The sequence below is a fragment of the Streptomyces lateritius genome, from assembly GCF_014649715.1.
GTDB classification, from domain to species: domain Bacteria; phylum Actinomycetota; class Actinomycetes; order Streptomycetales; family Streptomycetaceae; genus Streptomyces; species Streptomyces lateritius.
Genome location: NZ_BMTO01000008.1, coordinates 223,993 through 238,850, shown reverse-complemented (window position 1 = coordinate 238,850; position 14,858 = coordinate 223,993). Strand labels below are relative to the sequence as shown.

At 72.1% G+C, this 14,858-nt stretch carries 18 protein-coding genes; 2 read left to right on the top strand and 16 right to left on the bottom strand.

Translation table 11 applies throughout. The features are described from left to right. Nucleotides 1-67: 67 nt before the first annotated feature. The 4 genes from groL to IE136_RS18460 form a co-directional block, all read right to left on the bottom strand. A complete protein-coding gene (gene groL / locus IE136_RS18475; RefSeq protein WP_158989489.1) occupies nt 68-1,696 on the bottom strand; it encodes a chaperonin GroEL in 1,629 nt (542 codons plus the stop codon). A gap of 118 nt (nt 1,697-1,814) precedes the next feature. Beyond that, on the bottom strand, nt 1,815-2,123 hold the full coding sequence (gene groES / locus IE136_RS18470; RefSeq protein WP_010471835.1) for a co-chaperone GroES: 309 nt from the start codon (nt 2,121-2,123) through the stop codon (nt 1,815-1,817). Between the two features lie 202 nt (nt 2,124-2,325). Then, nucleotides 2,326-2,592: a hypothetical protein gene (locus IE136_RS36745; RefSeq protein WP_373309086.1), complete on the bottom strand. Its 267-nt coding sequence runs from the start codon at nt 2,590-2,592 to the stop codon at nt 2,326-2,328. After that, complete coding sequence (locus tag IE136_RS18460; RefSeq protein WP_229818938.1) at nt 2,589-3,536, bottom strand: polysaccharide deacetylase family protein; 948 nt, start codon at nt 3,534-3,536, stop codon at nt 2,589-2,591. The genes IE136_RS36745 and IE136_RS18460 overlap by 4 nt, the downstream gene beginning before the upstream one ends. Before the next feature lie 127 nt (nt 3,537-3,663). Between IE136_RS18460 and IE136_RS18455 the strand changes: the two genes are divergently transcribed. Next, nucleotides 3,664-4,884 carry a THUMP-like domain-containing protein gene (locus IE136_RS18455; protein ID WP_158989487.1) on the top strand — a complete coding sequence of 407 codons (1,221 nt, stop codon included), beginning with the start codon at nt 3,664-3,666 and terminating at the stop codon, nt 4,882-4,884. On the opposite strand, the gene IE136_RS18450 is transcribed toward IE136_RS18455, so the two are convergent. The 8 genes from IE136_RS18450 to tsaB all read right to left on the bottom strand — a co-directional run bounded on the left by IE136_RS18450 (nt 4,796) and on the right by tsaB (nt 10,684). Then, nucleotides 4,796-5,491, bottom strand: a complete 696-nt coding sequence (locus tag IE136_RS18450; protein ID WP_189600878.1) for a hypothetical protein — start codon at nt 5,489-5,491, stop codon at nt 4,796-4,798. The genes IE136_RS18455 and IE136_RS18450 overlap by 89 nt on opposite strands. Before the next feature lie 21 nt (nt 5,492-5,512). Further along, nucleotides 5,513-6,766: an RNA polymerase sigma factor gene (locus IE136_RS18445; protein WP_189600877.1), complete on the bottom strand. Its 1,254-nt coding sequence runs from the start codon at nt 6,764-6,766 to the stop codon at nt 5,513-5,515. A gap of 34 nt (nt 6,767-6,800) precedes the next feature. Beyond that, nucleotides 6,801-7,157, bottom strand: coding sequence for a YciI family protein (locus tag IE136_RS18440; RefSeq protein ID WP_158989481.1), 357 nt, complete (start codon nt 7,155-7,157; stop codon nt 6,801-6,803). A gap of 132 nt (nt 7,158-7,289) precedes the next feature. Then, nucleotides 7,290-8,081, bottom strand: a complete 792-nt coding sequence (locus IE136_RS18435; protein WP_158994595.1) for a polysaccharide deacetylase family protein — start codon at nt 8,079-8,081, stop codon at nt 7,290-7,292. 99 nt (nt 8,082-8,180) lie between these two features. After that, a complete protein-coding gene (locus IE136_RS18430) occupies nt 8,181-8,435 on the bottom strand; it encodes a hypothetical protein (protein ID WP_158989479.1) in 255 nt (84 codons plus the stop codon). Further along, on the bottom strand, nt 8,432-9,529 hold the full coding sequence (gene tsaD, locus IE136_RS18425; RefSeq protein WP_189600876.1) for a tRNA (adenosine(37)-N6)-threonylcarbamoyltransferase complex transferase subunit TsaD: 1,098 nt from the start codon (nt 9,527-9,529) through the stop codon (nt 8,432-8,434). Before tsaD ends, IE136_RS18430 begins: the two co-directional genes overlap by 4 nt. Beyond that, complete coding sequence (gene rimI, locus IE136_RS18420; RefSeq protein WP_189600934.1) at nt 9,519-10,022, bottom strand: ribosomal protein S18-alanine N-acetyltransferase; 504 nt, start codon at nt 10,020-10,022, stop codon at nt 9,519-9,521. The genes tsaD and rimI overlap by 11 nt, the downstream gene beginning before the upstream one ends. A gap of 5 nt (nt 10,023-10,027) precedes the next feature. Beyond that, nucleotides 10,028-10,684, bottom strand: a complete 657-nt coding sequence (gene tsaB, locus IE136_RS18415; protein ID WP_158989475.1) for a tRNA (adenosine(37)-N6)-threonylcarbamoyltransferase complex dimerization subunit type 1 TsaB — start codon at nt 10,682-10,684, stop codon at nt 10,028-10,030. Nucleotides 10,685-10,842: 158 nt separating this feature from the next. On the opposite strand from tsaB, the gene IE136_RS18410 reads away from it, so the two are divergent. Next, complete coding sequence (locus tag IE136_RS18410) at nt 10,843-11,385, top strand: hypothetical protein (RefSeq protein ID WP_158994591.1); 543 nt, start codon at nt 10,843-10,845, stop codon at nt 11,383-11,385. Between the two features lie 92 nt (nt 11,386-11,477). Here the strand turns inward: IE136_RS18410 and IE136_RS18405 are convergent, their stop codons facing one another. From IE136_RS18405 to alr, 4 genes are all read right to left on the bottom strand, one after another. After that, nucleotides 11,478-11,639 (bottom strand): hypothetical protein, encoded by a 162-nt coding sequence (locus tag IE136_RS18405; protein WP_189600875.1) that lies wholly within the window; start codon nt 11,637-11,639, stop codon nt 11,478-11,480. A 124-nt stretch (nt 11,640-11,763) separates the two neighbouring features. Continuing rightward, the gene (tsaE, locus tag IE136_RS18400) at nt 11,764-12,273 is read right to left on the bottom strand and encodes a tRNA (adenosine(37)-N6)-threonylcarbamoyltransferase complex ATPase subunit type 1 TsaE (RefSeq protein WP_158989473.1); all 510 of its coding nucleotides are present in this window, start codon (nt 12,271-12,273) and stop codon (nt 11,764-11,766) included. A gap of 10 nt (nt 12,274-12,283) precedes the next feature. After that, nucleotides 12,284-13,465, bottom strand: coding sequence for an alpha/beta fold hydrolase (locus IE136_RS18395; protein ID WP_158989471.1), 1,182 nt, complete (start codon nt 13,463-13,465; stop codon nt 12,284-12,286). A 46-nt stretch (nt 13,466-13,511) separates the two neighbouring features. After that, nucleotides 13,512-14,666: an alanine racemase gene (gene alr / locus IE136_RS18390; protein ID WP_158989469.1), complete on the bottom strand. Its 1,155-nt coding sequence runs from the start codon at nt 14,664-14,666 to the stop codon at nt 13,512-13,514. Nucleotides 14,667-14,858 lie beyond the last annotated feature (192 nt).

The following is a 14,858-nucleotide window of genomic DNA, read 5'->3' as shown; positions in this document are numbered from 1 at the left end:
GCCCCCTCGCGGGGGCCCCGGGCCTCGGTGATCAGCGGTGCTCAGCTACGAGCGGCTACGAACGGCCTCAGTGGGAGTGGCCGTGACCGTGGCCGTGGCCCGCGTCCGCCGGCTCCTCTTCCTTCTTCTCGACGACCAGGGTCTCGGTCGTGAGCAGCAGGGAGGCGATCGAGGCGGCGTTCTCCAGCGCGGAGCGCGTCACCTTCACCGGGTCGATGACACCGGCCTTGATCAGGTCGCCGTACTCGCCGGTCGCGGCGTTGAAGCCCTGGCCCTTGTCGAGCTCCGCCACCTTGGAGGTGATGACGTAGCCCTCGAGGCCGGCGTTCTCGGCGATCCAGCGCAGCGGCTCGACGACGGCGCGGCGGACGACGGCGACACCGGTGGCCTCGTCGCCCTGCTTGTCGAGGTTGCCCTCGAGCACCTTGGCGGCGTGGACCAGAGCGGAGCCACCACCGGAGATGATGCCCTCCTCGACCGCGGCGCGGGTCGCGGAGATGGCGTCCTCCAGACGGTGCTTGCGCTCCTTGAGCTCCACCTCGGTGGCGGCGCCGACCTTGATCACGCACACGCCGCCGGCCAGCTTCGCGAGGCGCTCCTGGAGCTTCTCGCGGTCCCAGTCGGAGTCCGTGGTCTCGATCTCGGCCTTGATCTGGTTGACGCGGCCCTGCACGTCCTCGGAGTTGCCGCCACCGTCGACGATGGTGGTGTCGTCCTTGGTGATCGTCACACGGCGGGCGGTGCCCAGCACGTCCAGGCCGGCCTGGTCGAGCTTGAGTCCGACCTCCTCGGCGATGACGGTGGCACCGGTGAGGGTGGCCATGTCGCCGAGCATCGCCTTGCGGCGGTCGCCGAAGCCCGGGGCCTTGACGGCCACGGCGTTGAAGGTGCCACGGATCTTGTTGACGACCAGGGTCGACAGGGCCTCGCCCTCGACGTCCTCGGCGATGATCAGCAGCGGCTTGCTGGAGCCGGCCTGGATGACCTTCTCCAGGAGGGGCAGCATGTCCTGGATCGAGGAGATCTTGCCCTGGTGGATCAGGATGTACGGGTCGTCGAGGACGGCCTCCATACGCTCCTGGTCGGTCACCATGTACGGGGACAGGTAGCCCTTGTCGAAGGCCATGCCCTCGGTGAAGTCGAGCTCCAGGCCGAAGGTGTTGGACTCCTCGACGGTGATGACACCGTCCTTGCCGACCTTGTCCATCGCCTCGGCGATGAGCTCGCCGACCTGCTGGTCCTGCGCGGAGAGCGCGGCCACGGCGGCGATGTCGGACTTGTCCTCGATGGGGCGGGCGGTCGCGAGGAGCTCCTCGGACACGGCCTTGACCGCGGCGTCGATGCCCTTCTTCAGGGCGGCCGGGGAAGCGCCGGCGGCGACGTTGCGCAGTCCCTCGCGGACGAGCGCCTGGGCGAGCACGGTGGCGGTGGTGGTGCCGTCACCCGCGATGTCGTTGGTCTTGGTCGCCACCTCCTTCACCAGCTGGGCGCCGAGGTTCTCGTACGGGTCCTCGATCTCGACCTCGCGGGCGATCGTGACACCGTCGTTGGTGATGGTGGGGGCGCCGAACTTCTTGTCGATGACGACGTTGCGGCCCTTGGGGCCGATCGTCACCTTCACCGTGTCGGCAAGCTTGTTGACGCCGCGCTCAAGGGCGCGACGGGCGTCCTCGTCGAACTTCAGGATCTTCGCCATGGGAGCGGTTCAGCCCTCTCGGAAATCGGGTGGAACGAACTGCGCCCCGGGGCGCCCGGAAGGGGCCTCGGGGCGCAGCTCAAAGCATCTGCTTCAGGTGCTCAGGTACTTCGGTGAACTACTTCTCGACGATCGCGAGCACGTCGCGAGCCGAGAGGACGAGGTACTCCTCGCCGCTGTACTTCACCTCGGTGCCGCCGTACTTGCTGTACAGCACGATGTCGCCGGTCTTGACGTCGAGCGGCAGGCGCTCGCCGTTCTCGAAGCGGCCCGGGCCCACGGCCAGGACGACGCCCTCCTGGGGCTTCTCCTTGGCGGTGTCCGGGATGACCAGGCCAGAGGCGGTGGTCTGCTCGGCGTCGAGCGGCTGGACCACAATGCGGTCCTCGAGCGGCTTGATGGCAACCTTGGAGCTGGTGGTCGTCACGATCCGACCTCCCCCTTCGGAGATCACGGGGTTGACTGTCTGAGGTGGCGACCAGGTGGATCCGTCGTCGCGGGTGCCGGACCTGCCCGTCGCTGTGTTGGCACTCTCCAGTGGTGAGTGCCAGAGCTGAGACTATGACCGCGATTAGCACTCGGTCAAGCGGAGTGCCAATTCAGAGCCATGTGGCGTGATCACGGCGCGATCAGGAGGCGGTCCCGTGGCGTGCTCGGGCGGCGCGGTCGGCCCGGCTCGACGCCGGGGCGTCCGGTACGGGAAACGGCACCGCGGACCGGAGAGTTCCGTCGAGCACCCGGGCCGCCGCCTCGCGGATCGCCCGCCCCTCCCCCACCCGCTCCGCCGCCTTGCGGCCCAGCCGTTCGATCGGGTCCACGGACGACGCGCACCCCGGGAGGGCGAGCAGCGCGCCGGCCAGGGCCAGGCCGGCCGGCAGCCGGCGCGCCCGGGTCACACGTAGTCCTCGAGTTTGGCGACCGCGTAGCCCTTGGCGGTGATCGTCTTCATCACATGACGGATCATGTCCGGCATGGAGCCCTTCCAGTCGCCCTTGCCGCGGAAGTGCGTGAGCACGATGTCACCGGGGTGCAGGTCCCGGTCCCACTCGCGCCACTCCATCCGGTCCGGGAACGCCTCCGCCGCCCACAGCGGGACCGCCTTCACCCCGCACGACCTGGCCGCGCGCAGCGTGTCCTCGTTGTAGTTGCCGTACGGCGGCCGGAAGAGCGGGGGCCGCTTCCCGTACCGCTTCTCGATGGTGTCCTGCATCCCGCAGATCTCCCGCTTCTGCGCCTCGTAGGAGAGCCCGGGCATGTAGCGGTGGTTCAGGGTGTGGTTGTGCAGCGAGACGCCGGCGTCCTGCATCTTCTTGAAGTAGCCGTAGTCCTCCTTGACGAGATAGTCGCTGAGGAAGGCGCTGTACGGGATGCGCAGCTCGCTCATCATCCGCAGCAGCTCGGGGTCCTTCTCCGCGCCGTCGTCGATCGTCAGGAAGACGACCTTCTCCTTCGTCGGCACGGTGGTGAAGACCGGCGGCAGACCCTCGCCGTCGGTCTCGAACCCCTTGCGCGTGGTGATCCTCGGCTTCACGGCGGGCGGGGCCGGCGCGTCCAGCGGGGGCCGGTCGAGCCCCCACTTCTTGGCGGCGATCGCCCGGGCGGCACGCTGCTTGCGGACCTTCTCCACGTACGCGTTGAGGGCGCCGGACGCCCCCTGCGCCTGCTCCCGGGGCTGACCGGGGGCGGGTTTCCCCTGCGAGCCGTCCCCGCCACCGGCCCCTCCGGCTCCGCCCGCGCCGTCGGACGGCTCGGCGCAGGCGGACGCGAGGGCGGCGACGAGCAGCACCGCACCGACCGACCGGCGCAGGGGGAGCGTGCGGGTGGCTCGAATCGAGCGCATTTCTTCTTTTTGTCGTACTAGCTGCATGGCGTCGCATCCTGTCAGCGGCGACCCCCTCCCACCGCCACGACACCGCGGCGCCGCGCGCACGGTCCCCCGGCCGGCCCACACGGCACCAGGGCTCACAATGGGGCGGGTGACCGACCTCGCCGCCTTCACCGCCCTGCTCACCCCCGAGGGCCAGACGCTCCTCGCCGCCCTGCGCGACTACGACCCCGCCCACGAACTGGCGGTCGCCTCCCGGCTGCGCCGCGAGCACCCCCCCGAACTGGTCACGGCGGCCCTGGGCCAGGCCCGGCTGCGGCAGCGCGCGGTCGCCAAGTTCGGCGCCGAGGACGCGTACCGGATGTACTTCACGCCCAACGGCGTCGAGCAGTCGACCCGGGCCTCGGTCGGCGCCTACCGGGCCGAGCGCATGAGGGAGCTCGGGGTCCGGAGCGTCGCCGACCTGTGCGGCGGGATCGGCGGCGACGCGATCGCGTTCGCGCGCGCCGGGATCTCCGTCCTGGCCGTCGACCGCGACCCGCCGACGGTCGAGGCGGCCCGCGCGAACGCCGAGGCGCTGGGCCTCACCGACCTCATCGAGGTCCGCTGCGCGGACGTGACCGAGATCGACACCTCCCCGTACGACGCCGTCTTCGTCGATCCCGCGCGGCGCGGCGGGCGCGGGCGGATCTTCGACCCGGAGGCGTACTCCCCGCCGCTCTCCTGGGCCGTCCAGGCCGCCCGCAGAGCCCCGCACGCGGCGCTGAAGATCGCGCCCGGGGTGCCGCACGAGGCGGTCCCCGAGGACGCCGAGGCCGAGTGGATCTCGGACGGCGGCGACGTGAAGGAGGCCGTGCTCTGGTTCGGCACCGACCCCGGCTCGGTCCGCGCGACCCTGCTCCCGGCCCGCACCTCGCTGTGGACCGCGACGCCGCTCCCCGACCCGGCGGTCCGTCCGGTCGGCCGCTACCTCTACGAACCGGACGGCGCCGTCATCCGCGCCCACCTGGTCGCCGAGGTCGCCCGGGAGCTGGACGGCGGCCTGATCGACGAGACCATCGCCTATGTGACGGCGGACGGGCTCATGCCGACCCCCTACGCCACCGCGTACGAGATCACCGACGAGATCCCCTTCAACCTGAAGAAGCTGAAGGCGCTGCTGCGCGAGCGGGAGGTCGGCACGCTGACGGTGAAGAAGCGCGGCTCGGCGGTCGAACCGGAGGAGCTCCGCCGAAGGATCAAGCCGAAGGGCAAGAACTCCGCCACTGTCTTCCTCACTCGGGTCGCGGGCGCCCCGACGATGCTGATCGGCCACCCGGTACGTCATCCGGCGAACGACCCCGCGAGCCCTCAGGCGCGATGAGCCGGACCGCGAAGCGGTAGTGACCGATCGCCTTGACGAATCCGGTCAGTCCGGGGATCCAGAGCCCGAGGGCGGTGCCCATGAGGAAGGCGACCGTCCCGTACCCGCCGAGCCCCGGCCCGACCAGCTCGGCGGGCGCGGCCAGGGACACCCACAGACCGAGCGCGCAGAGCGCGAAGGAGAGCACCAGCCACGCGGCGCTGAGGACGGGTTCCCGCAGGCGGGCGTCGGCGACGGGGTCACAGTCCAGGGCGGCCCACCGCAGCAGGCGGTCACGCGCCTCACGGTCGAGCCACACACCTCGGCCCAGGAAGTAGACCGCGGGAACGAGCACGCACAGGCCGATCGCCACGAGGACGAAGACGAACATCATCGAGATCGGGTCGATGGCGTCCTCCAGGGCGACGAGCCCGCCCCCGGCGAACCCCCAGCCCAGCAGCAGGGTCGCGACCCACACCAGGAACACCGCCAGCCTCCCGCCGCCGAGCAGACGGCGGTTGAGCTCGCCCATGGCCCGCGCGCGGTCCGCGAGCAGGGCCTCCCGGTCGGGCCAGCTCTGTATCTCGGCGGGCGGCGGAGGGGGAGGAAGCGGGGTACGGCGTGACATGCCCACGAGACTACCCAGCGATCACTCCCCCACCGCGCCCGCCCGCCGCGCCCGTTCGCGCAGCAGTTCCCGCTCGCGTGTGTTGCGGGTCAGCGAGGCCGCCCGCTCGAACGCCGCCCGGGCCTCCTCCGTACGCCCCAACCGGTCCAGCAGGTCTCCCCGTACGCTCGGCAGCAAGTGGTAGTCCGCCAGGGCGGGTTCACCGGCCAGGGCGTCGACGAGCGCGAGCCCCGCCTCCGGGCCCTGCGCCCTCGACACCGCGACCGCCCGGTTCAACTCGACCACAGGCGACGGTGCGACGGCCGCCAGCCGGCCGTACAGCGCGGCGATGGTCCGCCAGTCCGTCTCCTCGTACGTCACCGCCTTCGCGTGACAGGCGGCGATGGCGGCCTGGAGGGCGTAAGGCCCGTGGACGCCACCCTCCGCCGCCCGTTCGAGCGCGGCGAACCCGCGCCGGATCAACGACCGGTTCCAGCGGCTCCGGTTCTGCTCGGCGAGCAGCACCGGCTGCCCGTCCGGGCCTGTCCGGGCCGCCGTCCGCGAGGCCTGGATCTCCAACAGGGCGGCGAGACCGTGGACTTCGCTCTCCTTGGGCATCAGCGCGGCCAGCACCCTGGCCAGCCTCAGTGCGTCCTCGCACAGCGCCGGTCGCAGCAGGTCGTCGCCCGCCGTGGCCGAGTACCCCTCGTTGAAGATCAGGTAGATGACCTCCAGGACGGACCCGAGCCGGGCCGCCCGCTCCTCCCCGTACGGCACCTCGAACTCCACCCCGGCCTTCGCGAGGCTCCGCTTCGCCCGCACGATCCGCTGGGCCACGGTCGCTTCCGGTACGAGGAAGGCGCGGGCGATCTCGTCCGTCCGCAGCCCGCCGACCAGTCGCAGGGTCAGCGCGGTCCGCGCCCGGGCGGAGAGAACGGGGTGGCAGGCGGTGAAGATCAGCCGCAGCAGGTCGTCGTCGATGTCACCGGGCCCGGCCGGCTCCGGGTCGTACGCCTCCTCGGTCAGCTCGCGCCCCACCTCCGCGAGCTTGCGCGCGTACGTCTCACGGCGCCGTACGAGGTCGACGGCGCGGTTCTTGGCGGCGGCCGTCAGCCAGGCGCCCGGCCGGTCCGGCACCCCCGTCCGCGGCCACTGTTCGAGGGCGGCGACGAGCGCGTCCTGGGCGATCTCCTCGGCGATGCCGACATCGCGCACGATCCTCGCCACGGCGGCGATGATCCGCGCCGACTCCATGCGGAAGACCGTCTCGACGGCGGCGGGGGCGGGTGCGGTCATGGATCCACCATGACAGCACCCGCCCCGGCGGTGCCTACATCTCTTCGATCTCGCGGACCTCGCAGGTCACCTTCCACTGCGGCGGGTGAATCTCCAGGAACCGCTTCGACCACTCGACGGCCTCCGCCATGTCCCGGCACTGGGAGATCGAGTAGCCGCCGACGACCTCCTTCGTCTCGGTGAAGGGGCCGTCGGTGTAGCTGATCTTCCCGCCCTCCCAGACGACCCGGGTGGACTCGGAGGTCGGCTTGAGACCGGCCGTCTCCAGCATCACGCCGGCCTTGGTGATCTCCTCGAACAGCGCGCCCATGCGCTCCTCGAAGCCGGGGTCGGCCTCCTCCATCTGGAAGGCGCCCTCTTCGATGCGGACCAGCGTCAGAAAGCGGGGCATGATCTGTCTCCTCGCGTGGCGGGCGGGGCCGTTCCCCGCCTCTCACTCCTACGTCGAACGGGCTCGGCCCGCGTCGACACCACTCGCGAAGAAATTTCCGGGAACCTCTGGGAGCGGCGGCCCCGGGCGGTCTCAGACGTAGTCCTCCAGCCGGGCCACCGTGAAGCCCTGCTCCTGGATGTGGCGGAGCAGGTTGGCCGTCATCTCGGTCATCGTCGTGCCCTTGAGTTCCGACGGGCCGCGGAAGTGGGCCAGGATGATGTCACCGGGGTGCAGCCTCTTGTCCCCGCGCTGGTACTGCATGTTCGTGATCTGCATCGACTCGCGCCACAGCACGATCGCGTCCACACCGCACTCCCCGGCCGCCGCGCGGGTGTCCTCGTTCCAGTTGCCGTAGGGCGGGCGGAAGAGCCGCGGGGTCGTCCCGTACTCCTCGGCCAGTCGCGTCTGCTGTCCGCAGATCTCCTGACGCTGGGCCGCGCGGCCGAGGGTGCGCAGGTTGGGGTGGGTGAGGGTGTGGTTGGCGATGCCGTGACCGAGAGTGGCGAACGGCTTGAAGTAGCCGTAGTTGGTGCGGATGGCGGAGTCGGTGAGGAACAGCGTCACCGGGACGTCGAGCTCCCGCATCATCCTCAGGAACTCCGGGTCCTTCTCGGCCCCGTCGTCGATCGTGATGAAGACGACCCTGTCCTTCGTCGGGATCTCGCTGATGACCGGTACGGGCCCGCCGACCGTCCTCCTCACCGGCTTGGTCCTCGGCGGGGCGGGCGGCGCGGCGAGAGGCTTCAGGCCCCACTCGCGGTACGCGGCGGCGGCCCGGGCCGCCTTGTCGGGGGCTTTCGGCGCCTCGGGGGCCGGCGCCGCCGCGGGAGCGCCGGACGCCCCGCGCGCGGGGGCGTCCGCCCCGGAAGCACAGCCCGTCATCAGCAGAGCCGCGACGGTCAGCGCCGCCCACGTCACGATCTTCTTGTCCACGCCACATGTCACGGAGTAGATGATGTGACAAAAGGACCGGAGGTTGCCTCAGTCCACGGACTCGAAACGCCAACGGTGCACCGGACGGGTGACCAGGTCCGCCGCCGGCTCGGGCAGCTCGGGCAGCTCGGCGTCGAGCGCGGGCGCCTCCCACCAGGTCAGCACGAGCACCCGGTCCTGTGGGGCGCGGAAGGTCTCGCGCCGCAGCGGCTCGTACGGCAGGATCCGCGCCCGCGCCCACTCCAGGAGCTCGGCGCCACGGCCCTGGACCGCGCGCGCCTCCCACATCAGGACGACCCTCATGGGTAGAGGTTCTCCTTGCTCACCTCATGCACGTGGTCGTGGCCGTGGTTCCCCGGGACGTGCGGGTCCGTCACCGGCAGGGAGGAGTCCGCCGACAGCTCCAGGTCGGAGGCCGGCCGGTTGCGGGCGACCATCTCTGCGCCGAGCGCCGCCACCATCGCGCCGTTGTCCGTGCAGAGTCCGGGCCGCGGCACCCGCAGCCGGATCCCGGCCCGCTCGCACCGCTCCTCGGCCAGCGCCCGCAGGCGCGAGTTGGCCGCCACGCCGCCGCCGATCATCAGGTGGTCGACGCCCTCGTCCTTGCAGGCACGGACGGCCTTGCGGGTCAGCACGTCGACGACCGCCTCCTGGAAGGAGGCCGCCACGTCCCGTACCGGCACCTCCTCGCCCGCCGCCCGCTTCGCCTCGATCCAGCGGGCCACGGCCGTCTTCAGGCCGGAGAAGGAGAAGTCGTACGCGGGGTCCTTGGCGCCGGTCAGGCCGCGCGGGAAGGCGATCGCGTTCGGGTCGCCCTCCTTGGCGAGCCGGTCGATCACCGGGCCGCCGGGGAAGCCGAGGTCGAGCACGCGCGCGATCTTGTCGAAGGCCTCACCGGCCGCGTCGTCGATCGTCGCGCCCATCGGACGCACGTCGGCGGTGATGTCGGGTGCGAGGAGCAGCGAGGAGTGGCCGCCGGAGACCAGGAGCGCCATGGTGGGCTCGGGCAGCGGGCCGTGCTCCAGCTGGTCGACGCAGATGTGCGAGGCCAGGTGGTTCACGCCGTACAGCGGCTTGCCGAGGGCGTACGCGTACGCCTTCGCCGCCGAGACGCCGACGAGCAGCGCGCCCGCGAGTCCGGGTCCGGCGGTGACCGCGATGCCGTCGAGGTCGCGCGCGGAGACCCCGGCCGTCTTCAGGGCGCGCTCGATGGTGGGGACCATCGCCTCCAGGTGCGCGCGCGAGGCGATCTCGGGGACGACCCCGCCGTAGCGCGCGTGGGTGTCGACGCTCGACGCGATGGCGTCGGCGAGCAGGGTCGTGCCCCGCACGATGCCGACGCCGGTCTCGTCGCAGGAGGTCTCGATGCCGAGTACGAGCGGTTCGTCAGCAGCCATCAGAATCAGTCTCAGTTCCTTGAACGGTCAGTCGCATCACGAGCGCGTCCACGTTGCCCGGCTGGTAGTAGCCGCGCCGGAAGCCGATGGGCTCGAAGCCGAAGCGCTCGTACAGCTTCTGGGCCCGGGTGTTGTCCACCCGTACCTCCAGCAGCACCTCCTCGCACTCGAAGGCGGTGGCGTGCTGGAGCAGATCGGTCAGCAGTCGGGCGCCGAGCCCGGTCCCCCACTGGTCGCGGGCGACGGCGATCGTCTGGACGTCGCCGAGGCCGCCGGCGGCGGCCAGTCCGGCGTAGCCGACGAGCCGGCCGTCCGCCGGGTCCTCGGCGACCACGTAGCGGCGGGTGGCCCGCGCGCCGCGCGCGTGCGCGAGCTCGGACCAGAACATCCCCTCGGACCAGGCGTCCTCGGGGAACAGATCGTGTTCGAGGGTCAGCACGGGCGCGATGTCCCACCAGCGCATCTCACGCAGCACGGCGGCGGACGTCGTCACGGCGGTCACTTGGGGGTGACCACCTTGTAGTTCTTCGGCACCTGGGCGTCGGGCCGGCGCAGATACATCGGCAGCGGGTCGAGGAAGTCGTCCGTGCCGGCCGCGAGCTTCTCCGCCGCCAGCGCGGCGAGCGCGCCGGCGGACTGGTGCTCGGGGTCGCGGGCGTCGGGGAAGACCTCGGGGTACAGGCGGGCGCCGGCGCCGACGACGGGCAGACCCGCGACCTGTCCGGCGATCTCGGCCGGCCGGTCGACGGCCGCTTCGGTCACGCGCGTACGCGAGTTGTCGTACCGCGCCCAGTAGACCTCCTTTCGGCGCGCGTCCGTCGCGACGACGAACGGCTCCTCGATCCCGGAGGCGTGGGCGAGTCCGTCGAGCGTGCACAGACCGTGCACGGGCACGCCGAGCGCGGAGGCGAAGGTGGCGGCGGTGACCAGACCCACACGCAGGCCGGTGTACGGCCCCGGTCCGACGCCGACCACGATGCCGGTGACCGCGTCGAGCGTCAGCCCGGCCTCCTTGAGGACCCGGTCGACGGCGGGCAGCAACAGCTCCCCGTGGCGGCGTGCGTCGACCTGCCGGGACTCGGCGACGACGGAGCCGCCGTCGTGGAGGGCGACGGTGACGGCGGGTGTGGCGGTATCCATGGCGAGCAAGAGCACGCAAACAGCCTACGGCTCCCGCGCGCAGGGCACGGCGCCCCGTCCCGCCGGCCGGCTGCTGCTAACGTCACCACTCGAACAGGACGTGGGGCACCTCCCGGGCCGAGGGCTCCGGGGGTAGGGAGGTTGGCACGGTGGCTAGGAGCAGCTCGGGGTTCGTGGCCGCGCTCACCGCGGCGGCGGTCGCCGCGGTCGCCTTCCTCGCCTATCAGGCGTCGGCCAACGCGCCCGCGGACGTCTCGGCGGTCGGGTCGAGGACGCCGAGCTCGGCCCCGTCGGCACCCGCGAAGGGCGGCGCCCAGAAGCAGGTGAAGGACCCCCTCGCCGTCCCGGCGCACTCGGGCACCGGCGCGCGCGTCGTGTACGCGCTGGCCGAGCGCCGTGTGTGGCTCGTGGACGAGAAGGGCCAGGCCACCCACACCTTCTCGGTGATGCCGAGTACGGTCCACCCGGTGCCGGGGGCGTACACCGTCACGTCCCGCTCCGGCTCGGTGACGGGCTCGGACGGCGTGCAGATCGAGCACGTGGTGCGGTTCGCCACGGTCCAGGACGTCTCGATCGGCTTCAGCGCGGCGGTCGACGGCTCGCTGCCGACGCCGGACCCGTCGCGGAAGACGGGCGGCATCCGCATGAAGCGGGCGGACGGCGAGGCGATGTGGACGTTCGCCTCGATCGGCGCGAAGGTCGTCGTCGTCGCGTAGACCGCCCGTACGGGGTACCCGCGCACCGGTCTCCGGCGGGTCCTCACGACGCGTCTCTACGCCGTCTCCCGCGAGTCCGTACGAAGCGTCTCCTACGCGGCCTCGCGCCGGACCGGGGTCTCTTGCTCGACGCCGGGCTCGGCCTCCGCCGGTTCCGTCTCGCGCGGTGGTGTCGACACCGCGCTCGCGGCGGCACAGGACGCCAGCAGGTCACTCATCGAGATGCGCTCTTCCGCGCGCTCTGGCGTCGCCATGCATGCCTCCCGTAGGTTAGGTACACCTAACCAGCTCGTGCACCCATGTCACCACGGCTCGTACGACCGATGCAACATCTTCCCGACACCTTGTCGGAACCTACGTACGTTCAGCCGCCCGGCCTCATCCGAGCCGCAGGTCCTCGTCGGCCCACCGTGCGCCGATCCCGCGCAGCACGACCGTGCGCCGGTCGTCGTCCGTGTCGCCGACGACCCGGTGGATCAGCACGTGCAGCCGGTCGTCCGTCAGGTCCTCGACCTTGCCGTCACCCCACTCGACGACGACCACCGACTCGGGCAGCGAGACGTCCAGGTCGAGGTCCTCCATCTCGTCGAGGCCGCCGCCGAGGCGGTAGGCGTCGACATGGACCAGGGCCGGGCCGCCGGCCAGGGAGGGGTGGACGCGGGCGATCACGAAGGTCGGGGAGGTGACGGCGCCCCGGACTCCGAGGCCCTCGCCCAGGCCGCGGGTGAGCGTCGTCTTCCCGGCGCCGAGCTCGCCGGTGAGCATCACCAGGTCGCCGGGGCGGAGCAGCTTGGCCAGCCGGCGGCCGATCTCCTGCATCTGCTCGGGGGAGTCGACGTCGAGCGTGGCCCCGGAGGCGGGGGTGGAGGGGGTGAGCGGTGCTTCCATACGGCCAAATCTAGCTGCTGCCCGAACCCGCCTTCGCCGCTGTCGCGGGGACCGCGCCGACCCGGGCGAGCAGGTCCGCCAGCCGGTCCGTGACCGCCTCGGGGTGCTCCAGCATCACCAGGTGCCCGGCGTCCGGCACGATGACCAGTTCGCTGTCCGGCAGCAGATCGGCGATGGCCTCGGTGTGCGAACTCGGGGTGACCAGGTCGCGGTCACCGGCCAGGGCGAGCACCGGCACGTCGCGGAAGGCGGCGAGCGCCTCCGCCTTGTCGTGCTCGGCGAAGGCCGGGTAGAACTCGGCGACCACGTCGATCGGGGTCGACTCGATCATCCGCTCCGCGAACCGGGCGACCGCCGGGTCCACGTCCTTGGAGGAGAAGGAGTACTTCTTGATCAGCCCGGCGAACAGGTCGGCGGTGGCCCTGCGGCCTCGCTCGACCAGCTCCGCCTGCGAGCCGAGCGCCTTCAGGACGCCGGGCAGCACCCGCCGCACCGCGTTGACCCCGGCCGTCGGCAGCCCGTAGTTCACCTCGCCGAGCCGGCCCGTGGAGGTGCCGACGAAGGCCACCCCGACGACCCGCTCGCGGATCAGCTCGGGAAACGCGTCGGCGAGCGCCATGATCGTCATGCCGCCCATCGAGTGCCCGACCAGGACCAGCGGCCCCTCGGGCGCGGCGGCGTCGATGACGGTCTTCAGGTCGCGGCCGAGCCGGTCGATGGAGACGGGCAGCCCGTCGGGCCCGGACTGGGCGACCCCCCGGTCCGACCGTCCGTGGCTGCGCTGGTCCCAGTGAACGGTACGGACCAGGCCGCGCAGCGCCGAGCGCTGGAAGTGCCAGGAGTCCTGGGTGAGGCAGTAGCCGTGGCTGAAGACGACCGTGACGGGGGCGGGGGCCTTGCGGCCGAAGAGCCGCCGCTTGCGCGGGGCGCTGCCGGGCCCGTTATCCGGGTCGACCTCGTCGACCTCGTAGTACAGGGCGGTGGTGTCGTCGGCGATCGCCTTGCCGGGGGTGCCCCGGAGGGAGCCGTAGGGGCCGGAGGCGTCGAGGGCGAGGCGCGCCTTCTGGCGCATGCCGCGCCCGACGGTGAGCCGCTCCAGGGCGACGCCGGCCGCCGCGCCGGCGGCCAGGACGCCGATCGCGGCACCGGCGAACCCGGCCCGGCGCCAGTTGTCGGTGCTGGACTCGCTCACGTACCGCTCCCTGTCTCTCCGCCTCTTCCTCTGCCTCTGCCCGCTGTCACCCGTTCAGATAGACGCGGGGGACGCGCGCGCCGATGCGCGTGACGATCTCGTACGCGATGGTGTCGGCGGCCCGCGCCCAGTCCTCGGCGGTCGGCTCGCCCCGGTCGCCGGGGCCGAAGATCAGCGCCTCGGCGCCGGGCTCGACGGTGTCGCTCCCGAGGTCGACCACGAACTGGTCCATGGCGACCCGGCCGGCCACCCGGCGGACCCGGTCACCGACCAGGACGGGGCCACGGCCGGAGGCGTGGCGCGGGATCCCGTCGGCGTACCCGAGCGGCACCAGACCGAGGCGGGTCTCCTGCTCGGTGACGTAGTGGTGTCCGTAGCTGACGCCGTGCCCGGCCGGGACCTGCTTGACCAGGGCGATGCTCGCCGCGAGCGTCATCACCGGGCGCAGGCCGAAGTCGGCGGAGGTGCCGAGCTCGGGGCTGGGCGAGACGCCGTACATGGCGATGCCCGGCCGTACGAGGTCGAAGTGGGTCTCGGGCAGGGTCAGGGTGGCCGGGGAGTTGGCGATGTGCCGGACCTCGGGCTCGACGCCGGCCTTCTCGGCGTGCTCCAGCATCGTGTGGAAGACGTCGAGCTGGGAGGCGATGGAGGGGTGGCCGGGCTCGTCGGCGCAGGCGAAGTGCGACCAGAGGCCGGTGATCTCGAGCAGGCCCTGGCCCTCCGCCTTCAGGGCCTCACCGACGAGTTCGGGCCAGTCGGCGGGCTGGCAGCCGTTGCGGCCGAGGCCGGTGTCGGCCTTGAGCTGGACGCGCGCCCGCTTCCCCGTGGCCCGGGCCGCCTCGACGACCTCGCGCAGGGCCCACATCCCGCTGACGGACATGTCGAGGCCGGCCTCGACGCCGTCCGCCCAGGGGTCGCCGGGGGTCCAGAGCCAGCACAGGATCCGCGCGTCGGCCTCCGTGATCCCGGCGGCGCGCAGCGCGAGTGCCTCGTGGGGAGTGGCCGTGCCGAGCCAGCCGGCGCCCGCGTCGAGGGCGGCGCGGGCACAGCGGACGGCGCCGTGTCCGTAGGCGTCCGCCTTGACCACGGCCATCACCTGGGCATGGGGCGCGACGCGGGCGCGCAGCGTGCGGACGTTCGCACGCAGCGCGCCGAGGTCGATCTCGGCGCGGGCTCTGCGGGGCGGCGGTGTCTCAGTCATCGCGCCCAGTCTCTCAGGTGTCAGCTCCCGGGCCGCTTTCCCCAGATGTAGACCCGGTCACCCTTGCGCAACACGTCCCGGAGTTTCTTGGCGTGGGCGTGGCCGAGATCGACTCATCCGCGGCTGCGGGAGGGCGTGGCGAGCCGGCGGTAGCCGGCCCGCACCCCACCCACCCCACCCCACCCCCTCCCG

Excerpts from the sequence above, each read along its gene's own strand:
- IE136_RS18445 (WP_189600877.1), bottom strand. The coding sequence starts at position 6,766 with ATGACCGCACCCGCCCCCGCCGCCGTCGAGACGGTCTTCCGCATGGAG.
- IE136_RS18430 (WP_158989479.1), bottom strand. The coding sequence starts at position 8,435 with ATGAGGGTCGTCCTGATGTGGGAGGCGCGCGCGGTCCAGGGCCGTGGC.
- groL (WP_158989489.1), bottom strand. The coding sequence starts at position 1,696 with ATGGCGAAGATCCTGAAGTTCGACGAGGACGCCCGTCGCGCCCTTGAG.
- alr (WP_158989469.1), bottom strand. The coding sequence starts at position 14,666 with ATGACTGAGACACCGCCGCCCCGCAGAGCCCGCGCCGAGATCGACCTC.
- IE136_RS18405 (WP_189600875.1), bottom strand. The coding sequence starts at position 11,639 with ATGGCGACGCCAGAGCGCGCGGAAGAGCGCATCTCGATGAGTGACCTG.
- tsaD (WP_189600876.1), bottom strand. The coding sequence starts at position 9,529 with ATGGCTGCTGACGAACCGCTCGTACTCGGCATCGAGACCTCCTGCGAC.
- IE136_RS18435 (WP_158994595.1), bottom strand. The coding sequence starts at position 8,081 with ATGACGGGCTGTGCTTCCGGGGCGGACGCCCCCGCGCGCGGGGCGTCC.
- IE136_RS18460 (WP_229818938.1), bottom strand. The coding sequence starts at position 3,536 with ATGCGCTCGATTCGAGCCACCCGCACGCTCCCCCTGCGCCGGTCGGTC.
- tsaE (WP_158989473.1), bottom strand. The coding sequence starts at position 12,273 with ATGGAAGCACCGCTCACCCCCTCCACCCCCGCCTCCGGGGCCACGCTC.
- IE136_RS18455 (WP_158989487.1), top strand. The coding sequence starts at position 3,664 with ATGGGGCGGGTGACCGACCTCGCCGCCTTCACCGCCCTGCTCACCCCC.
- IE136_RS18440 (WP_158989481.1), bottom strand. The coding sequence starts at position 7,157 with ATGCCCCGCTTTCTGACGCTGGTCCGCATCGAAGAGGGCGCCTTCCAG.
- IE136_RS18450 (WP_189600878.1), bottom strand. The coding sequence starts at position 5,491 with ATGTCACGCCGTACCCCGCTTCCTCCCCCTCCGCCGCCCGCCGAGATA.